Source organism: Mesorhizobium sp. M8A.F.Ca.ET.161.01.1.1, from assembly GCF_004792105.1.
Taxonomy (GTDB): Bacteria; Pseudomonadota; Alphaproteobacteria; order Rhizobiales; family Rhizobiaceae; genus Mesorhizobium.
This window is the reverse complement of the sequence record NZ_SRTD01000001.1, coordinates 749807-763468: the sequence shown is the minus strand read 5'-3', so window position 1 is coordinate 763468 and position 13662 is coordinate 749807. Positions and strand designations below refer to the sequence as shown.

16 protein-coding genes are annotated in these 13662 nt (G+C 63.1%); 8 read left to right on the top strand and 8 right to left on the bottom strand.

Going from position 1 to position 13662, the window contains the following annotated elements; genetic code table 11:
* Nucleotides 1-5 precede the first annotated feature (5 nt).
* The 6 genes from EN804_RS03890 to EN804_RS03865 all read right to left on the bottom strand — a co-directional run bounded on the left by EN804_RS03890 (nt 6) and on the right by EN804_RS03865 (nt 5962).
* Nucleotides 6-1382 (bottom strand): aspartate aminotransferase family protein, encoded by a 1377-nt coding sequence (locus EN804_RS03890; protein ID WP_135918689.1) that lies wholly within the window; start codon nt 1380-1382, stop codon nt 6-8.
* Nucleotide 1383: 1 nt separating this feature from the next.
* Nucleotides 1384-3024, bottom strand: coding sequence for a N,N-dimethylformamidase beta subunit family domain-containing protein (locus EN804_RS03885; RefSeq protein WP_135918688.1), 1641 nt, complete (start codon nt 3022-3024; stop codon nt 1384-1386).
* An 8-nt stretch (nt 3025-3032) separates the two neighbouring features.
* Nucleotides 3033-3797 carry an amino acid ABC transporter ATP-binding protein gene (locus EN804_RS03880; protein WP_127869534.1) on the bottom strand — a complete coding sequence of 255 codons (765 nt, stop codon included), beginning with the start codon at nt 3795-3797 and terminating at the stop codon, nt 3033-3035.
* Nucleotides 3794-4453, bottom strand: a complete 660-nt coding sequence (locus EN804_RS03875; protein WP_127869533.1) for an amino acid ABC transporter permease — start codon at nt 4451-4453, stop codon at nt 3794-3796. The genes EN804_RS03880 and EN804_RS03875 overlap by 4 nt, the downstream gene beginning before the upstream one ends.
* A 13-nt stretch (nt 4454-4466) precedes the next feature.
* Nucleotides 4467-5114 (bottom strand): amino acid ABC transporter permease, encoded by a 648-nt coding sequence (locus EN804_RS03870; protein ID WP_135918687.1) that lies wholly within the window; start codon nt 5112-5114, stop codon nt 4467-4469.
* 65 nt (nt 5115-5179) lie between these two features.
* On the bottom strand, nt 5180-5962 hold the full coding sequence (locus tag EN804_RS03865) for an ABC transporter substrate-binding protein (protein WP_127279715.1): 783 nt from the start codon (nt 5960-5962) through the stop codon (nt 5180-5182).
* Nucleotides 5963-6098: 136 nt separating this feature from the next.
* Between EN804_RS03865 and EN804_RS03860 the strand changes: the two genes are divergently transcribed.
* Nucleotides 6099-7058, top strand: coding sequence for a LysR family transcriptional regulator (locus EN804_RS03860; protein ID WP_127869530.1), 960 nt, complete (start codon nt 6099-6101; stop codon nt 7056-7058).
* Between the two features lie 15 nt (nt 7059-7073).
* Here EN804_RS03860 and EN804_RS03855 read toward each other — a convergent pair whose 3' ends face one another.
* A complete protein-coding gene (locus tag EN804_RS03855; RefSeq protein WP_135918686.1) occupies nt 7074-7490 on the bottom strand; it encodes an acyl-CoA thioesterase in 417 nt (138 codons plus the stop codon).
* A 202-nt stretch (nt 7491-7692) separates the two neighbouring features.
* Between EN804_RS03855 and EN804_RS03850 the strand changes: the two genes are divergently transcribed.
* The gene (locus tag EN804_RS03850; RefSeq protein WP_127276129.1) at nt 7693-7941 is read left to right on the top strand and encodes a ParB N-terminal domain-containing protein; all 249 of its coding nucleotides are present in this window, start codon (nt 7693-7695) and stop codon (nt 7939-7941) included.
* A 79-nt stretch (nt 7942-8020) separates the two neighbouring features.
* Nucleotides 8021-8920, top strand: a complete 900-nt coding sequence (locus tag EN804_RS03845; RefSeq protein ID WP_135918685.1) for an alpha/beta hydrolase — start codon at nt 8021-8023, stop codon at nt 8918-8920.
* A 48-nt stretch (nt 8921-8968) separates the two neighbouring features.
* Here the strand turns inward: EN804_RS03845 and EN804_RS03840 are convergent, their stop codons facing one another.
* The gene (locus EN804_RS03840) at nt 8969-9997 is read right to left on the bottom strand and encodes a 2OG-Fe(II) oxygenase family protein (RefSeq protein WP_135918684.1); all 1029 of its coding nucleotides are present in this window, start codon (nt 9995-9997) and stop codon (nt 8969-8971) included.
* Between the two features lie 113 nt (nt 9998-10110).
* Between EN804_RS03840 and EN804_RS03835 the strand changes: the two genes are divergently transcribed.
* From EN804_RS03835 to EN804_RS03815, 5 genes are all read left to right on the top strand, one after another.
* Nucleotides 10111-10506 carry a GFA family protein gene (locus tag EN804_RS03835; protein ID WP_135918683.1) on the top strand — a complete coding sequence of 132 codons (396 nt, stop codon included), beginning with the start codon at nt 10111-10113 and terminating at the stop codon, nt 10504-10506.
* Nucleotides 10507-10656: 150 nt separating this feature from the next.
* Nucleotides 10657-10854 (top strand): hypothetical protein, encoded by a 198-nt coding sequence (locus tag EN804_RS03830; protein ID WP_127276118.1) that lies wholly within the window; start codon nt 10657-10659, stop codon nt 10852-10854.
* 241 nt (nt 10855-11095) lie between these two features.
* Entirely contained in the window at nt 11096-11968 is an 873-nt protein-coding gene (locus EN804_RS03825; protein ID WP_135880222.1) for an undecaprenyl-diphosphate phosphatase, read from the top strand.
* Between the two features lie 148 nt (nt 11969-12116).
* Nucleotides 12117-12743 carry a transglutaminase-like cysteine peptidase gene (locus EN804_RS03820; protein WP_135918682.1) on the top strand — a complete coding sequence of 209 codons (627 nt, stop codon included), beginning with the start codon at nt 12117-12119 and terminating at the stop codon, nt 12741-12743.
* Nucleotides 12744-12858: 115 nt separating this feature from the next.
* Nucleotides 12859-13650: a phosphodiester glycosidase family protein gene (locus tag EN804_RS03815; protein ID WP_127869523.1), complete on the top strand. Its 792-nt coding sequence runs from the start codon at nt 12859-12861 to the stop codon at nt 13648-13650.
* Nucleotides 13651-13662 lie beyond the last annotated feature (12 nt).

The following is a 13662-nucleotide window of genomic DNA, read 5'->3' as shown; positions in this document are numbered from 1 at the left end:
TTCTTCTACCCTCGGCCTTCGACCGGCAGGTCCAGTTCGCCGGCCAGGACTTCGAGCGAGTCGCCGATGATGGAGATGATCTCGCCGACCTGCTCGCTGGTGACGATCATCGGCGGCGCCACCATGAAATTGTCACCGTCGACGCCGCCCTTGACCCTGCGGCCGTAGATGATCAGTCCGCGCTCATAGGCGAGGTCGAGCAGCCGTTGCGTCGCTTTCTTGGGCTGGTCGATCGGCTTCAGAGTTTCCGGATCGGCGACCATTTCGGCGCCCGTAAGCAGCCCCTTGCCGCGCACATCGGCAATGAATGGAAAGCGTTTCGCAAGTGCCTTCAGGCCGTCCATCAGCACATCGCCCATGGCAGCCGCATTGGCGATCAGGTCGAGCCGGTCCATTTCGCCCAGCACCGCAAGCCCGGCGGCGCAGGCCAGCGGATTGCCGGCATAGGTGTGGCCGTGCTGGAAGCCGCCGGTGGCGAGCAGCGGCTCGACCAGCCGCATCGGCGCCGCCAGCGCGCCGAGCGGCGCGTAGCCCGATCCCAGCCCTTTCGACAGCGCGACGATGTCCGGCTTGCAGTTCCAATGGTCGCCGCCGAGGAATTTGCCGGTGCGGCCCGCACCGCTCATCACTTCGTCGTGGATGAGCAGGATGCCGTAGCGGTCGCAGATTTCGCGGATGCGCGCATAGTAGCTGTCGGGCGCCACCAGCGCGGCGGTCGCCGCGCCGCCGATCGGCTCCATGATGAAGGCGACGACGCTTTCGGGGCCTTCGGCGAGGATCTTTTCCTCCAGCATGTCGGCATAGCGGACGCCGCGCTGCTCCATCGAGAAATTGTCGCGGTCGCGCCAGGCGGTTGGTGCCGGCACGGTCGGCATCACCCGCATCATCGGCGTAAAAGTCTCGGCCAGCGCATCGTCGCCGGTGATCGAAAGCGAACCCAGCGTGCCGCCATGATAGGAAGGAAAGCGGGTGATCACTTTCCAGCGGCCGGCCTGGCCGGTGGCGACGGCCCATTGCCGGGCCAGCTTGATGCAGGATTCCGTCGCCTCCGAGCCGCCGGAGACGAAGAAGATGCGGTCCATGCCTTGCGGAAGCTTGCCGGCAAGTTCTCGCGCCAGTTCTTCCGCTGGCTCGTTTTCGAAATGCAGCCGGTAGGCGAAGGTGGCGCGGTCCATCTGCCGCTTCATGGCATCGAGCACATTGCGGTTGGAATGGCCGATATTGGCGACCATCGGGCCGCTCGATCCGTCGATGAAACGGCGGCCATCCTGCGTCCACATGTAGATGCCTTCGGCGCGATCGATGAGCGGTCGGCGTAGGCTGGACAGATAGAAGAGATGCGATTCTCGCCGAGTTTCGGCGGCATGCTGGACTTTCGACATGTCAGGACTTTCCAAGATAGCGATCGAGGACATTCTGGGTAACCCGTTCGACCATCGGGTCTTGTCTTAGCAGGCCGGCGACCCATTCGCAGCTTCCGGCGTGGAACACCTCGCCCTTGCCGCGTGGAAAATTGACGATCATGCCATTGCTGCGTTTGACCTTTTCGAGATTGGCGTCGCTCCTGTCGCCGAACAGCGTCTCGGCGCTGAAGCGGCCATCCTCGTCGGTGAGGAACTGGTCCTCGACCGGGATGTCGGCGGTTTCCTCGACCTGGCTGGCCATGCCGACGGCCAGCACCTGCAAGCCATCGGGCGCGCCGCTGGTCGCGGTCGGGTAGGGCAGGCCGCCACGGATCTCGAAATCGAGCCCGTCGACCTCATAGCCATAGACATGGCTGTCGGCGCCCAGCAGGTCGCCATAATAGATGCCGGTCCCGGCAAAGGCCCAGTGCTCTGGCCGGTAGACCGGAAACCCGCGCACGCCGCGCGGCGCGCAGCCGCCCCAGCCCGCGTAAAGGCCACGGGTGGCGTTGAGCCCGAAGGTCGCGGCACCCGGCCTGCCGATTTCGGGCGCTTCCCAGGAATTGGTGGCGCGTGTCACGTCGCCGCCGCGATAGGCGGGGTCTTCGGCCCGCGCGCGGTATTTGTAGCAAACCTGCCGGCGGCCTTCATCCTCCAGCCGGGTTTGCCACATGAAATTGCCGGCAAAGCGCGCCGCATGGCCGCCGCGCTCGACATAGAAGTCGACGGCATCGCGCATTTCCCAGGTCCAGTATTCGTCATGGCCGACGAAGACCGCGCAGTCGTAGCCGTCGAGAATCTCGGGCGAGAAATGCAGGTCGTGCTGGCTGGTCAGATCGGCATCATAGCCCGCCCGTTCGGCAAAGCGAAAAAAATGGCTGTCGTAGCTGGCCCAGCCCGACGAGGCGTATTTCTTCGAATGGCCGGTGGCGAGCGCCCATTCCATGTGCGGATAGCGCGGCACCGTCTTCGGCGGCACCGCGACTTCCAGCGGCACGCGCGGCGCGTCCGCAGGCAGCACGGCAAAGCCGCGGCACCAGGGGCGCTGCGTCGACACGATGGGCGAGTACTGGTCGCGGTCGGGCCCGGTAATGCCCTGATAATGGTTGGAACCGCCCCAGGTGTTGTATGCGAGCCAGGTGCCCGTCGCCGCCACCTGCAGCACTCGGCCCGGCTTCTTGCCCGGTTGGGGCGAGACGATAAAGATGTGGTGACTTCGGATCGGCTTGCCGTCGCGCCCGTCGGCGGTCAGAGTCACGCGATAGGCGCCGGACGGCCAGTCGTTTTCCACACGGAATTCAAAGGAGGATTCCCAGCCGCAGCCTTCGGCCGAGCACTGGTCCGGGCTGTCCTGCCAGCGCGACGCGATGCCGGATGTCTCGAACACTTTCGCCTCGGTGCCGCCGTCTCGGGTGATGGTCATGCTGAATGACGGAGCTGTGGAACTGACATGCAGCGTAACCGTCTCGCCGGCGCGATACGAAAACCGGTCGCTGTAGCACCAGATCTCGCCGCGCTCGCCATCCATGCCTGGCCACTCGTAATAGTGGCCGCGAACCGCGTGGCGGCGCTGCTCCGCCGTCAGTCCGAAATCGGGGAATTCCGTGGGATATCTGGTCATCATCATGCTCAGGCGGAAAGATATTTCTTGAGGAAGCCGCGCGTGCGTTCCTTTCGCGGCGCGCGAAAGATCTCGGCTGGCGGGCCTTCCTCGACAACCACCCCGCCATCCATGAACAGCACTCGGTCGGCCACCTCGCCGGCAAAGCGCATCTCATGCGTTACGATGAGCATGGTCATGTGTTCGGCGGCAAGCTGTTTCATCACCGCGTTGACCTCGTCGACCAGTTCCGGGTCGAGCGCCGAAGTGGCTTCATCGAACAGCATCACCTTGGGCTGCATGGCCAGAGCACGGGCAATCGCCACACGCTGCTTCTGGCCGCCCGAAAGCCGTGAGGGGTAGGCGTCGATCTTGTCGGCGAGCCCGACCTTGGAGAGGAGCTCGTGCGCGAGCGCCTTGGCATCGGCTTTCGGCATGCCTTTCAGGATCACCGGCCCCATGGTGATGTTCTCGATCACCGTCAGATGCGGGAACAGGTTGAAGTGCTGGAACACCATGCCCATTTGCTGGCGCACCTTGTTGATGTGCCGCTCGAAGGCCTGGCCATGCAGTGGCTGGTTGACCTGCACGCCGTCCAGCCAGACTTCGCCACCGTTCAATGTCTCGAGATGATTGATCGAGCGCAGCAGCGTGCTCTTCCCGGAGCCGCTCGGCCCGATGATCGCCACGATCTGCCCACGCTCGACCGACAGGTCGATGCCCCTGAGAACCTCGACGGCGCCGAAGGATTTGCGTGCCCCGCGCACCTCCACCATTGGCCTCTGCGTGCTCATCGGGAAACCTCCACATGCCGTTCAAACCGATGCAAGGCCGCCTCGAGCACAAGGTTGAGAATGTAGTAGAGCACGGCAGCCGTAATGTAGAATTCGAACGGGCGGAACGTTTCGCTGATCGCCAGTTGCGCCGAGTGGACCAGCTCCGCGATACCGATGACCGAGACGATGGAGGATTCCTTCAGCAGCGCGATCAGGTTGCCGCCGATCGGCGGCGCCGTGTTGCGGATGGCTTGCGGTATGACGACGTAGCGCAGCGCCTGCCATTTGCCGAAGCCGATGCTGCGCGCGCCTTCCGTTTGGCCGACGTCGACCGCCACGATGCCCGCGCGAATGACATCGGCATTGTAGACGGCAAAATGCAGCCCAAGCCCGATGATGCCGGCGGCAAGGGCAGGGATGTCGATGCCGATCTGCACCAGCCCGAAATAGATCAGGAAAAGTTGCAGCAACAGCGGCGTACCCATGAACACCCACATGAAGGCGCGCACGGGGTAGGCCAGCATCGCCGGTGCGTAGAGGACGATGACGGCGAACAGGATGCCGAAGGCGAAACTGAGGGCTCCAGCCGAGACCGTCAGCACCGATGTCCACCAGGCGCCTGTCAGAAGAAGGTCCCAGTACGGCACGACGACGCTGAAATCGAGACCTTGCATCACACTTCCCCGATCAGATGATGGCAAAGCGCTTGTCGAGCATGTCGACAATGCGGGCAATGGCGTAGACCATGATCATGTAAAGCAGGGCCGCGACGCCGAAAATCTCGAACGGCTTGTAGGTGGAGCCGATGAAACGCTGGGCCGTATAGGTCAACTCCACCACCGAAATGGTGGACACCAGCGCGGACCCCTTCAGCAAGGCGACCGTGTTGACGCCGAGCGGGCGGATCATCAGCCTCGCGGCCTGCGGCAGCACGACTTTGCGCAAGGTCTGCAAACGGCTGAATCCGATGGTGCGGGCAGCCTCCGTCTGGCCGCGGTCGACCGCCATCACCGCGCCCCGGATCGATTCCGCCATATAGGCGCCGATGTTGAGGCCAAGGCCGATCACACCAGCCGTGAACGGCTCCAGATTGATGCCGATCTGCGGCCCGCCGAAATAGAACACGAACAGCTGGATCAGGCAGGGTGTGCCGCGAAACAGGCTGACATAGACAGTGCCGACGGCACGCAGCATCGCCGATCTCGACATCCGGGCGGCCGCCGCCAGCGCCGCGGCCGCCAGCCCCAGAACCAGGGCCAGCACTGTCAGTTCCAGCGTCACGAGCGCCGCTTCCGCGAAAAACGGGAAGACACGGCTCATCAAGGAGAAATCCATGGGGTCGTCCCGGCAGGAATGTCGTTTGGTTTTCAGGCGACCTGGCCGCCTGAAAACCGGATGGATTAGCGGATGTCGGTGCCGACCCACTGCTTGGAGATCTTCTCGTAGGTGCCGTCTGCCATCATCCCGTCCAATGCCTTCTGCATGGCGGCCTTGAGCTCCGGATTGTCCTTGCGGATGGCTATGCCGATGGCGACGCTGCCGCCTTCGATGTCAGGCGTGTCGAGCTTGCGCACCTTCTCGCCGGTTTCCTTGACGGCGACCATGACCGGAATGTTGTCGACGACGATGGCATCGACACGGCCCGCCTTCAATTCCAGCAACAATTCCGGCAAGCCCTTGTAGGTGCGGACATCCCAGCCACCCTGCGCGCGCGCCCATTTCTCGTGCGTCTCGCCCAGCGTCACGCCAAGGGTCTTGCCCTTGAGGTCGTCGAGGCTCTGCACCTTGGAATCCTGGTTCACGAAGACCGCGCGGCCGGCGTGATAGTAGGGGCCGACGAAATCGACGACTTTCTCGCGCTCGGGCGTGATCGTCATCGAGCCGACCACGGTGTCGTATTTGTTTGCGAGCAGGCCGGCGATGATGCCGTCCCAGGCGGTGGTGATGATGGTGCCCTTGACGCCGATGCGATCGGCGATGGCCTTGCCGATGTCGGCGTCGAAGCCGACAACCTCGTTCTGGTCGTTGACGAAGTTGAAGGGGGGATACTGTCCGCTCATCGAAATCTTCAGTTCGCCTGCCGACTTGATCGTTTCGAGATCGTCGGCGCTGGCCGAAACGGCGGTGAAGGCCGAAGCAAGCAGCAGTGCGGCAACCGCGATGCCGGAAAATACCTTGTTCATCTGAATTTCTGTCCTCTGGATGGAGCGCGAAGGCTTGTTCTTGGGAGGCGTTGGGGCGCTTTCCTGATGTCAATGATTGCCTTTGCTCCAGCATTGCGCAAATAGATAATGGGAATAGGGAGCATAGATATCAGGAATGGCATTGCCTCGCCCCGAACGGCTGGTCTGGGACCTCGACTGGAACCTGCTGCGCACATTCGTCGTCATCGCGGAGGTGAAAAGCATCACCCGGGCAGCCGAGCGCCTGAACCTCAAGCAACCCAGCGTCAGCAACGCGTTGCGGCGCCTGGAGGATCGCGTTGGCCGGCGCCTGGTCGAGCGTGATGCGACACGCTTCGAACTCACCGAGGTCGGGCGCCTGATCTATGAGCAGAGCGTGGAGGTGTTCGGCACCATATCGCAACTGCCGCTGCTGATGCGCGGGATCAGCGACGACGTCACCGGTCACGTCATGATCGCGACCGCCAGCCATGTCGTGTCGCCGCTGTTTGACCGGGCACTTGCGGAATTCCACCGCAACTACCCGCGCGGCTCCATCACCATCTCGGTCGCGGCAAGCACGGAAGTGGCCAAGCAGGTGCGGGAGCGCCGCGCTTCCTTCGGCATCTGCCTGGTCAGCCAGCGCGATCCGGCACTGGACTACACGATGGTTTATCGCGAGTTCTTCGGCTTCTTCTGTGGCCCGCAGCACAGGCTGTTCGGGAAGACCGGATTGACGCTTGCGGATCTGCGGGGCGAGCCGTCCGTGTCCTTCCAGACCGATCACATTTCGGACGCCTTGCGGCCGGTGGCGTTGCTGCGCAGCGAGGCCAAGCTGAATGCCGATGTCGTCGGCGTGTCGTCCAGCCTGGAGGAGGTGCGGCGCATGATCGTGGCAGGGCTCGGCATCGGCCCGCTGCCGCTGCATGTCGCGCGGCGCGACGTGGCCGATGGTATGCTGTGGCGATTGCCGCCTTACGATGCGCCGCCGGCCATCGACATCTTCCTGCTGACCAATCCCGACAAGGCGATGAATCGGGCCGAGAAGGCGCTTTTGTCCGGAATTCAGGCCCTGATCGCCGAAACGCCCCTGCAGGATCGAATCTACAGCGATTGACGGGTCGACGCGGGTCTATTCGACAAGGAAGGCCGCGGCGCGGTCGCGCATCGGCTCATCCAGCGCCACCGAGGCCCTGGCGGTGAGATCGAAGCGCACGCTGGTCGTCCGGCTCGATGCATGGACGATGCCATCGATCGATCCGGACATCACCTGTTCGAAGGTGATGGAGGTGCGACCGACCTTGACCACATGCGAGCGGATGGTGAGGAGCGAGCCGGCTTTCGTTTCATGCCGGTAGTCGATTTCGGTGCGCACGTCGGCCCATCCGTTCTGGGAGCCCTGGCCGCCCTCCTGTCCGGCGATATGGCCGAGGAGCTGGAAACTGGCATCGTCGAACATCGCGGCGTAATGGCGCACATTCATGTGCCCCATCACGTCGCACATCCAGGGATGGGCGATGCCCACGAAGGTGACGAGGGATTTGCTCATGTGAATTGTTCCGTGGCCTTTGTTTGGATCGCGAGACGCCTTATCGAAACACGTGGCTGCAGGCAAACCGGCGGATGACTTGGGTGAGGGCTTTCGAGCCGGCGATGGCCTGTAGGTCGACATTCCTTAGCCGGGCCCTTGGCCCTCCCGAGCAAACCGACTATCTCAGAAAGACGGCGGCAGTTCCGCCATGGGGACAGGCATGCTCAGGGTGCAAAAGGTCAAGGTCGACGACATCTACGTGCCCACCGCACGCAAGAAGACGCTGCATCCCGAGACCGTCCGGCATCTCGCCGAGGATATCCTGGAAAACGGCATGAAGACGCCGATCCAGGTCCGCCACGATGGCAAGCGGCACATACTTGTCGAAGGACTGCATCGTCTGGAAGCAGCCAAGTGGCTCGGCGAGTCAGAGATCGACGCCTATCTGGTGCAAGCCAAGCGCCACTGACGCGCGCCTTCGCCCGAAGCACGCACAATCTCCAGAATTTTTCACCTGGCATGTCGGGTTGCGTTGCATTGGCTCGTCCTTGGGACGGAAGCCAGATCAAGCCGAATCCCGAGGAGAAAATAGTGGCCACCAAGCTCGTCCGAAGCCGCAAAAATCCGGCCTGCTGCCGATCAACGGCGTGAACTACTATTACGCTATCTATGGCAAGGGTGAGCCGCTGCTTCTGCTGCATGGCGGCCTCGGCTCCATCGACATGTTCGCGCCGATCCTGGCCAAGCTTGCCGAGAACCGTACCGTCATCGGGGTCGACCTGCAGGGGCACGGCCGCACCGCGCTTGGCGACCGGCCATTCACCCTGGAGGCGATCGGCGATGATATGGCTGGTATCGTCAAGACACTCGGCTACGACAAGGTCGACGTCATGGGCTATTCGCTGGGCGGCGGCGTTGCCTTCCGCATGGCGGTCCAGCATCCCGAGGTTGTGCGCCGGCTGGTCCTTGTCTCGACCGGCTACGCCGCCGACGGCTTTTATGACGAGATGCGCCTGCAGCAGGCGCAGGTGAGTGCCGCCGCCGCTCCGTTCATGAAGGATACGCCGATGTACAAATCCTACGTCGCCGTCGCGCCACATCCAGAGGACTTCCCGAAGCTGCTCGACGCGCTCGGCAATTTCATGCGCCAGAACTACGACTTCTCCGCCGACGTTCCCAAGCTGAAGATGCCCGTCATGCTCGCTTACGGCGACAGCGACATGTACAAGCCCGAGCATGAGATCAAGTTCTACCAGATGCTCGGTGGCGGCCTGAAGGATGCCGGCTGGATGCGTGAGAACCTGTCGCAGAACCGTCTCGCCATCCTGCCCAACCGCACCCACTACGACGTCTTCTTCGCTCCGGAACTGACGGCCGCCGCACTGCCTTTCCTCGATGGCCAGACCAAGGTGAAGAGCTGGGACGAGGTGGTCGGCGAAGCCGAATGACCCTGCGATCGCCGCCGGCCGTCTCCAGCGAGACGGCCGGCGTGCTGCTCAGGAAGCCTTGGCCCGGCGCGGCTGCCTCAGATGCTTGATGCCGCTCATCTCGACGAAGTTCGTCGCCGACTCCCAGAGATAGTCGCCGTAGAGAAACGGCTCGAACGGCTCGGCGCCCTCCAATGGCAGGGGCGAGATTTCCGCATCGACGCGCGGCTCGTAGAAGAACGGGATCGAGAACCGCACCGTTTTCGGTGCAATGACCCGGTGCCGTGTCGCCCGCACGCGACCACCGGTCCAGCGCTCCAGCAACTGGCCGAAATTGACCGCCAGCGTGCCATTGGCTGGAGGCACGTCGATCCATTCGCCGGCGAGGTTCTTTGCCTGCAAGCCCTCGACGCCGTCCTGCGCCAGCAAGGTGACGAAGCCTGAATCGGCATGTTCGCGGCCGATGATGGTGCGCGTCTCGCCATTGTGGATCACGGAAAACTCCGGCCCGCTTGTCTCGACGCCGGCACTGGCGTCGCGCAGGGGATAGCGGATCAGCCGCAGCGTCGAGATGCCACCGTCGAAATAGGCATCGAAGATCGTCTCAGGCAGGCCAAGCCCGCGGGCGATCGACCGCATCAGCATGGTGCCGACCGTCTCCATCGCGCGATAGTAGTCGGCCGCGGCGGCGCGCCAGCCGGGCAGGGCATTTTCGGCCGGTAGTGGTGTCGGCTCGCACAGGGGATCGTCGGAGGTCGAGACTCGCGCCGCATCGGCAAGGTCCGGCCCCATATCGATGCCTTCCTTGTAGGAAACGTCTTGCGGCTGCAGCGGAAACCAGCCGCGGTAGAAATTCTTCTTCGTGTGATCGAAATTCCAGCGCAGCAATTCCTGCTTGCCGGCATCGGGAAGCGCAAAGATACGCAGCAATCGCGCGCGCTTTTCCGGCGTCAGCCAGTCATCGCCGGGAAAATCCCGGACCGCCAGGAAACCGATGCCTGCCGCGGCAGCCATGATCCTGGCGTCGGCGCGGTCGCGGGCGGGCGAGGGCGGCCCGAACAGGTCCGCAATGCCGATTGTTTCGATGTCCGGTGTCATGAGGGTCCTGCCGCATCACGATAATCGATGACCTTGTATCAAAGCTTTTCAATTGACCCAATCGGCGTCGCCGCTACCTTGCCGCCTGTTCACTCCACCAACGGATTCAGGCGATGGCAAAATACGAAGGCGGATGCCTGTGCAAGGCGGTGCGCTACCGCACCGACGCCGACCCCATCAACGAGCGCATCTGTCACTGCCGGCTCTGCCAGAAGGCGATCGGCGCGGCCTTCAATGCGCGTGTTCTGTTCCGCATCGACGATGTGACGGTCGAGGGCCCGTTGGCCACGGTCAACACCTCGCCGGACCTCAAGCGCGGGTTTTGCCCGAACTGCGGCACAACGATGTTTTCGCGGCGCGACTCCGCCGGCATCATCGGCGTGACCACCGGTTCGCTGGACGACCCGTCGTTCTTCAGCCCACAGATGCATATGTGGACCGCCTCGAAACAGCCCTGGGTGATGCTTGAGGACGGCTTGCCGCAATATGAGGGCGCACCGCCGGCCTAACCCTCCACCTTCTCCTCAACAGGACGACGTGCCCCGGGATGACCAAAAATTAATCCAAAGAGACACGCGATAGCCGGCAAACCGTCATTGGCGGGCCATCTTTGTCACCCTATCTAAGCGTCGCGGGCCCGGCATTCGAGGAGACGACGGATGAACGACAGCATCAGCACCCTGGACGAGCTTTTGAGCGATCCGATGGTCCTGCTTGTGATGGAACGTGACCGTGTGCGCCCGGAACAGGTGCGCATGCTGCTTGAGCGGGCTCGCCGGCCTTCCCTCGATGAACCGGTTGTCCCGCCGGCGCATGTGATCGCCAGGACCTGCCAGAAACTGTGGCTGTGCCCCTGAGTAGCCTTGCGATCTTCCATGAACATCATTGGCCGGCCCGTGGGCCGGTTTGGATGCGGGTGGCGCGGCCCGCAAGCGTATTGCAATGTGTCCGCCGCCACGCGACGCAATGACGCCCGTTCGGGCCGCCAGCTTACAAATCCGTAAATTGATTCTGCGCCGCATAGCGGTATGGCTTGCCCGGCATTGATCGCCGCCGATCGTGCCTTCGCAAGTCCGATCCCTCCCGCATGGAACCGACATGGCTGATATCTGCACGCAAGGCGTCGACACGGGCTTTGTCGGCCTTGGATTTGCCAAGGTCGCTTTCCTCGGCCTTGTGCAAGGCATCACCGAACTGCTGCCGATCTCCTCGACCGCCCATATGCGCATCGTGCCGGCTGTGCTTGGCTGGCAGGACCCGGGCTCGGCTTTCTCCGCCGCCATGCAGCTGGCGGCCCTTGCAGCGGTGGTCAGCTATTTCTGGGGCGACGTGAGGGATCTCCTGTTTGGATCACTCGATGCCCTCACGCGCCGCGATTTTGCCGACCGGCATTTCCGTCTGGCGCTGTGGATCGTGCTGGCGACGATCCCCATCGTCATCGCCGGCGTGGCGCTCTCGGGCGTCCTCAACACCTGCAATTCGCCGTTGCGCAGTCTGAGCGTGATTGGCTGGGCCTGCATCGCCATGGCGGTCCTGCTGGCGCTGGCCGAGATTTTCGCCCGCCACAGGCGCACCGTGGGCGAAGCGTCGCTCGTCGACGCGCTCCTTGTCGGCATCGCCCAGGTTGGCGCGCTGATCCCGGGCGTCTCTCGTTCTGGCTCGACGCTGACGGCGGCGCTGGGGCTTGGCTTCAAGCGGGCGGAGGCGGCCCGTTTCTCGTTCCTGCTCGGGCTGCCGGCGATCGCGCTCGCCGGCCTCAAGGAATTGTGGGAACTGCACAAGGTGCATCTCGACGCCCATGGATGGTCGGTTCTCGGCGTGGGACTGCTCGTGGCCTCGATATCGGCCTTCTTCGCCATCTGGGGCCTGATGCGCGTGCTCGAACGCTTCTCCGCCTGGCCTTTCGTCATCTATCGCGGCGCGCTCGGGGTCGTCCTGCTGCTCGGCGTGGCTATGGGATGGCTAGCCTAGGCCGAACCGGCACGCTTGCGGTGTTGCGCTGCTGCAACCGCCTGGAGCGCATCAACCCATGCCCGAAGATGTGATCGGACGCCTTCATTGACTTCCGGCAATGTCCGCCCTTAACGTTCTGTTAACAAAAAACAGATGGCGGAGCCGCATGGCATCCTCGTTGGGTTTGCGCCGCAAGGCGAAGGGGCTGGGGCTTGCGATTGCCCTGATTGCTTTCTGTTCGGCGGCGAATTCCGCCTACGCGGCTCCCGCTTCCATGGTCATCGGCGGCGCGACCTCGCAGCCAATCGGCCACTATGATTTTTGCAAGATCCGTGCTGCCGAGTGCTCCATCCGTTCACCCGACAGCGAGCCGGAACAGATGACTGGCAAGCTGTTGCGGGAGATCAGTGCCGTAAACCTTTCGGTCAACACGCGCGTCAAGCCGATGAGCGACATGGACAATTACGGCAAGGAGGAATGGTGGGCCTATCCGGACAATGGCTTCGGCGATTGCGAGGATTACGCGCTGGAAAAGCGGCGTGAGCTCAACAGCCTGGGCATCGCCATAGCCAATCTCCTGATGACGGTGGTTCGCAAGCCGGACGGCGAAGGCCATGCCGTGCTGACGGTACGCACCGACAAGGGCGACTTCATCCTCGACAATCTTGTCGACAAGGTTCGTCTCTGGAACCAGACGCCGTATCGCTATCTGAAAAGACAGGCGAGTGACGACACCGGGCGCTGGGTCTCCATTCTCGCCGGCGAAGAGAAGCTGGTCAGCGCCGTCAAATAGCCGTCGCGGGCCGTCCCCGGGCCATAGTCCACGCTTCCCCTGAGCAAATCCTTCATCGTACCGGCAAGCGGTGCTATCCACGACAACTCGTTGGAACCGACAATCCGGAACGCGCATGGATTTTTTGACACTCCTGCATTCGGCGCCCTTGTTGCTGACTTTGGTCAAGGCCGCGTTGCCGCACGCGCTTGCCACGACAATGGCGTTCGGCCAGTGGTTCGCTTCGGTGCCGCCGTGCCGTGATGTCGCCTTCGAGGCCGGCAGCTTTCTCGTCTGCGAGGTCGATCCAAAACTGTATTCGATCGAACTGTTCTGGAAGGATCAGGGCGGCAAGCCTTTTCAGTCGCTGCACAATCTCGACAACGCCCAGCGTGCGGTCGGCCGTACCATGCTGTTTGCCATCAATGCGGGCATGTATCACCCCGACCTCAGGCCGGTCGGCCTCTATGTCGAGCGCGGCCGGGAAATGGCCGGTGTGAAGACGGGATCGGGCAGCGGCAATTTTTCGCTGCAGCCGAACGGCATCTTCTATATCGGCGGCGGCAAGGCCGCGGTGCGGGCGACCAGGGACTTCGTCAGGCAGCGGCCAGCCACCGACTATGCAACGCAATCAGGGCCGATGCTGGTGATCGACGGCCAGCTTCACCCGAAATTCCGATCCGACGGCACGTCGCGCAAGAGCCGCGACGGCGTCGGGGTGCGAAAGGATGGCGTCGCCGTCTTTGCCATCTCGAACGGCACGGTGACATTCCATGCCTTCGCCCGCCTGTTTCGCGACGCGCTCGGCTGCGACAACGCACTCTTCCTCGACGGCACTATATCGAGTCTGCTCGCTCCGGCCATTGGCCGCAACGACGACTATTGGAACCTGGGGCCGATGATCGGCGTCTTCAGGAAACGCGGCTGACGCATGGCGCCA

Coding starts and splice junctions, on each gene's coding strand:
- EN804_RS03840 (WP_135918684.1), bottom strand. CDS start 9,997: ATGACACCGGACATCGAAACAATCGGCATTGCGGACCTGTTCGGGCCG.
- EN804_RS03875 (WP_127869533.1), bottom strand. CDS start 4,453: ATGCAAGGTCTCGATTTCAGCGTCGTCGTGCCGTACTGGGACCTTCTT.
- EN804_RS03870 (WP_135918687.1), bottom strand. CDS start 5,114: ATGGATTTCTCCTTGATGAGCCGTGTCTTCCCGTTTTTCGCGGAAGCG.
- EN804_RS03830 (WP_127276118.1), top strand. CDS start 10,657: ATGAACGACAGCATCAGCACCCTGGACGAGCTTTTGAGCGATCCGATG.
- EN804_RS03825 (WP_135880222.1), top strand. CDS start 11,096: ATGGCTGATATCTGCACGCAAGGCGTCGACACGGGCTTTGTCGGCCTT.
- EN804_RS03850 (WP_127276129.1), top strand. CDS start 7,693: ATGCTCAGGGTGCAAAAGGTCAAGGTCGACGACATCTACGTGCCCACC.
- EN804_RS03835 (WP_135918683.1), top strand. CDS start 10,111: ATGGCAAAATACGAAGGCGGATGCCTGTGCAAGGCGGTGCGCTACCGC.
- EN804_RS03855 (WP_135918686.1), bottom strand. CDS start 7,490: ATGAGCAAATCCCTCGTCACCTTCGTGGGCATCGCCCATCCCTGGATG.
- EN804_RS03865 (WP_127279715.1), bottom strand. CDS start 5,962: ATGAACAAGGTATTTTCCGGCATCGCGGTTGCCGCACTGCTGCTTGCT.
- EN804_RS03885 (WP_135918688.1), bottom strand. CDS start 3,024: ATGACCAGATATCCCACGGAATTCCCCGATTTCGGACTGACGGCGGAG.
- EN804_RS03860 (WP_127869530.1), top strand. CDS start 6,099: ATGGCATTGCCTCGCCCCGAACGGCTGGTCTGGGACCTCGACTGGAAC.
- EN804_RS03890 (WP_135918689.1), bottom strand. CDS start 1,382: ATGTCGAAAGTCCAGCATGCCGCCGAAACTCGGCGAGAATCGCATCTC.
- EN804_RS03820 (WP_135918682.1), top strand. CDS start 12,117: ATGGCATCCTCGTTGGGTTTGCGCCGCAAGGCGAAGGGGCTGGGGCTT.
- EN804_RS03880 (WP_127869534.1), bottom strand. CDS start 3,797: ATGAGCACGCAGAGGCCAATGGTGGAGGTGCGCGGGGCACGCAAATCC.
- EN804_RS03815 (WP_127869523.1), top strand. CDS start 12,859: ATGGATTTTTTGACACTCCTGCATTCGGCGCCCTTGTTGCTGACTTTG.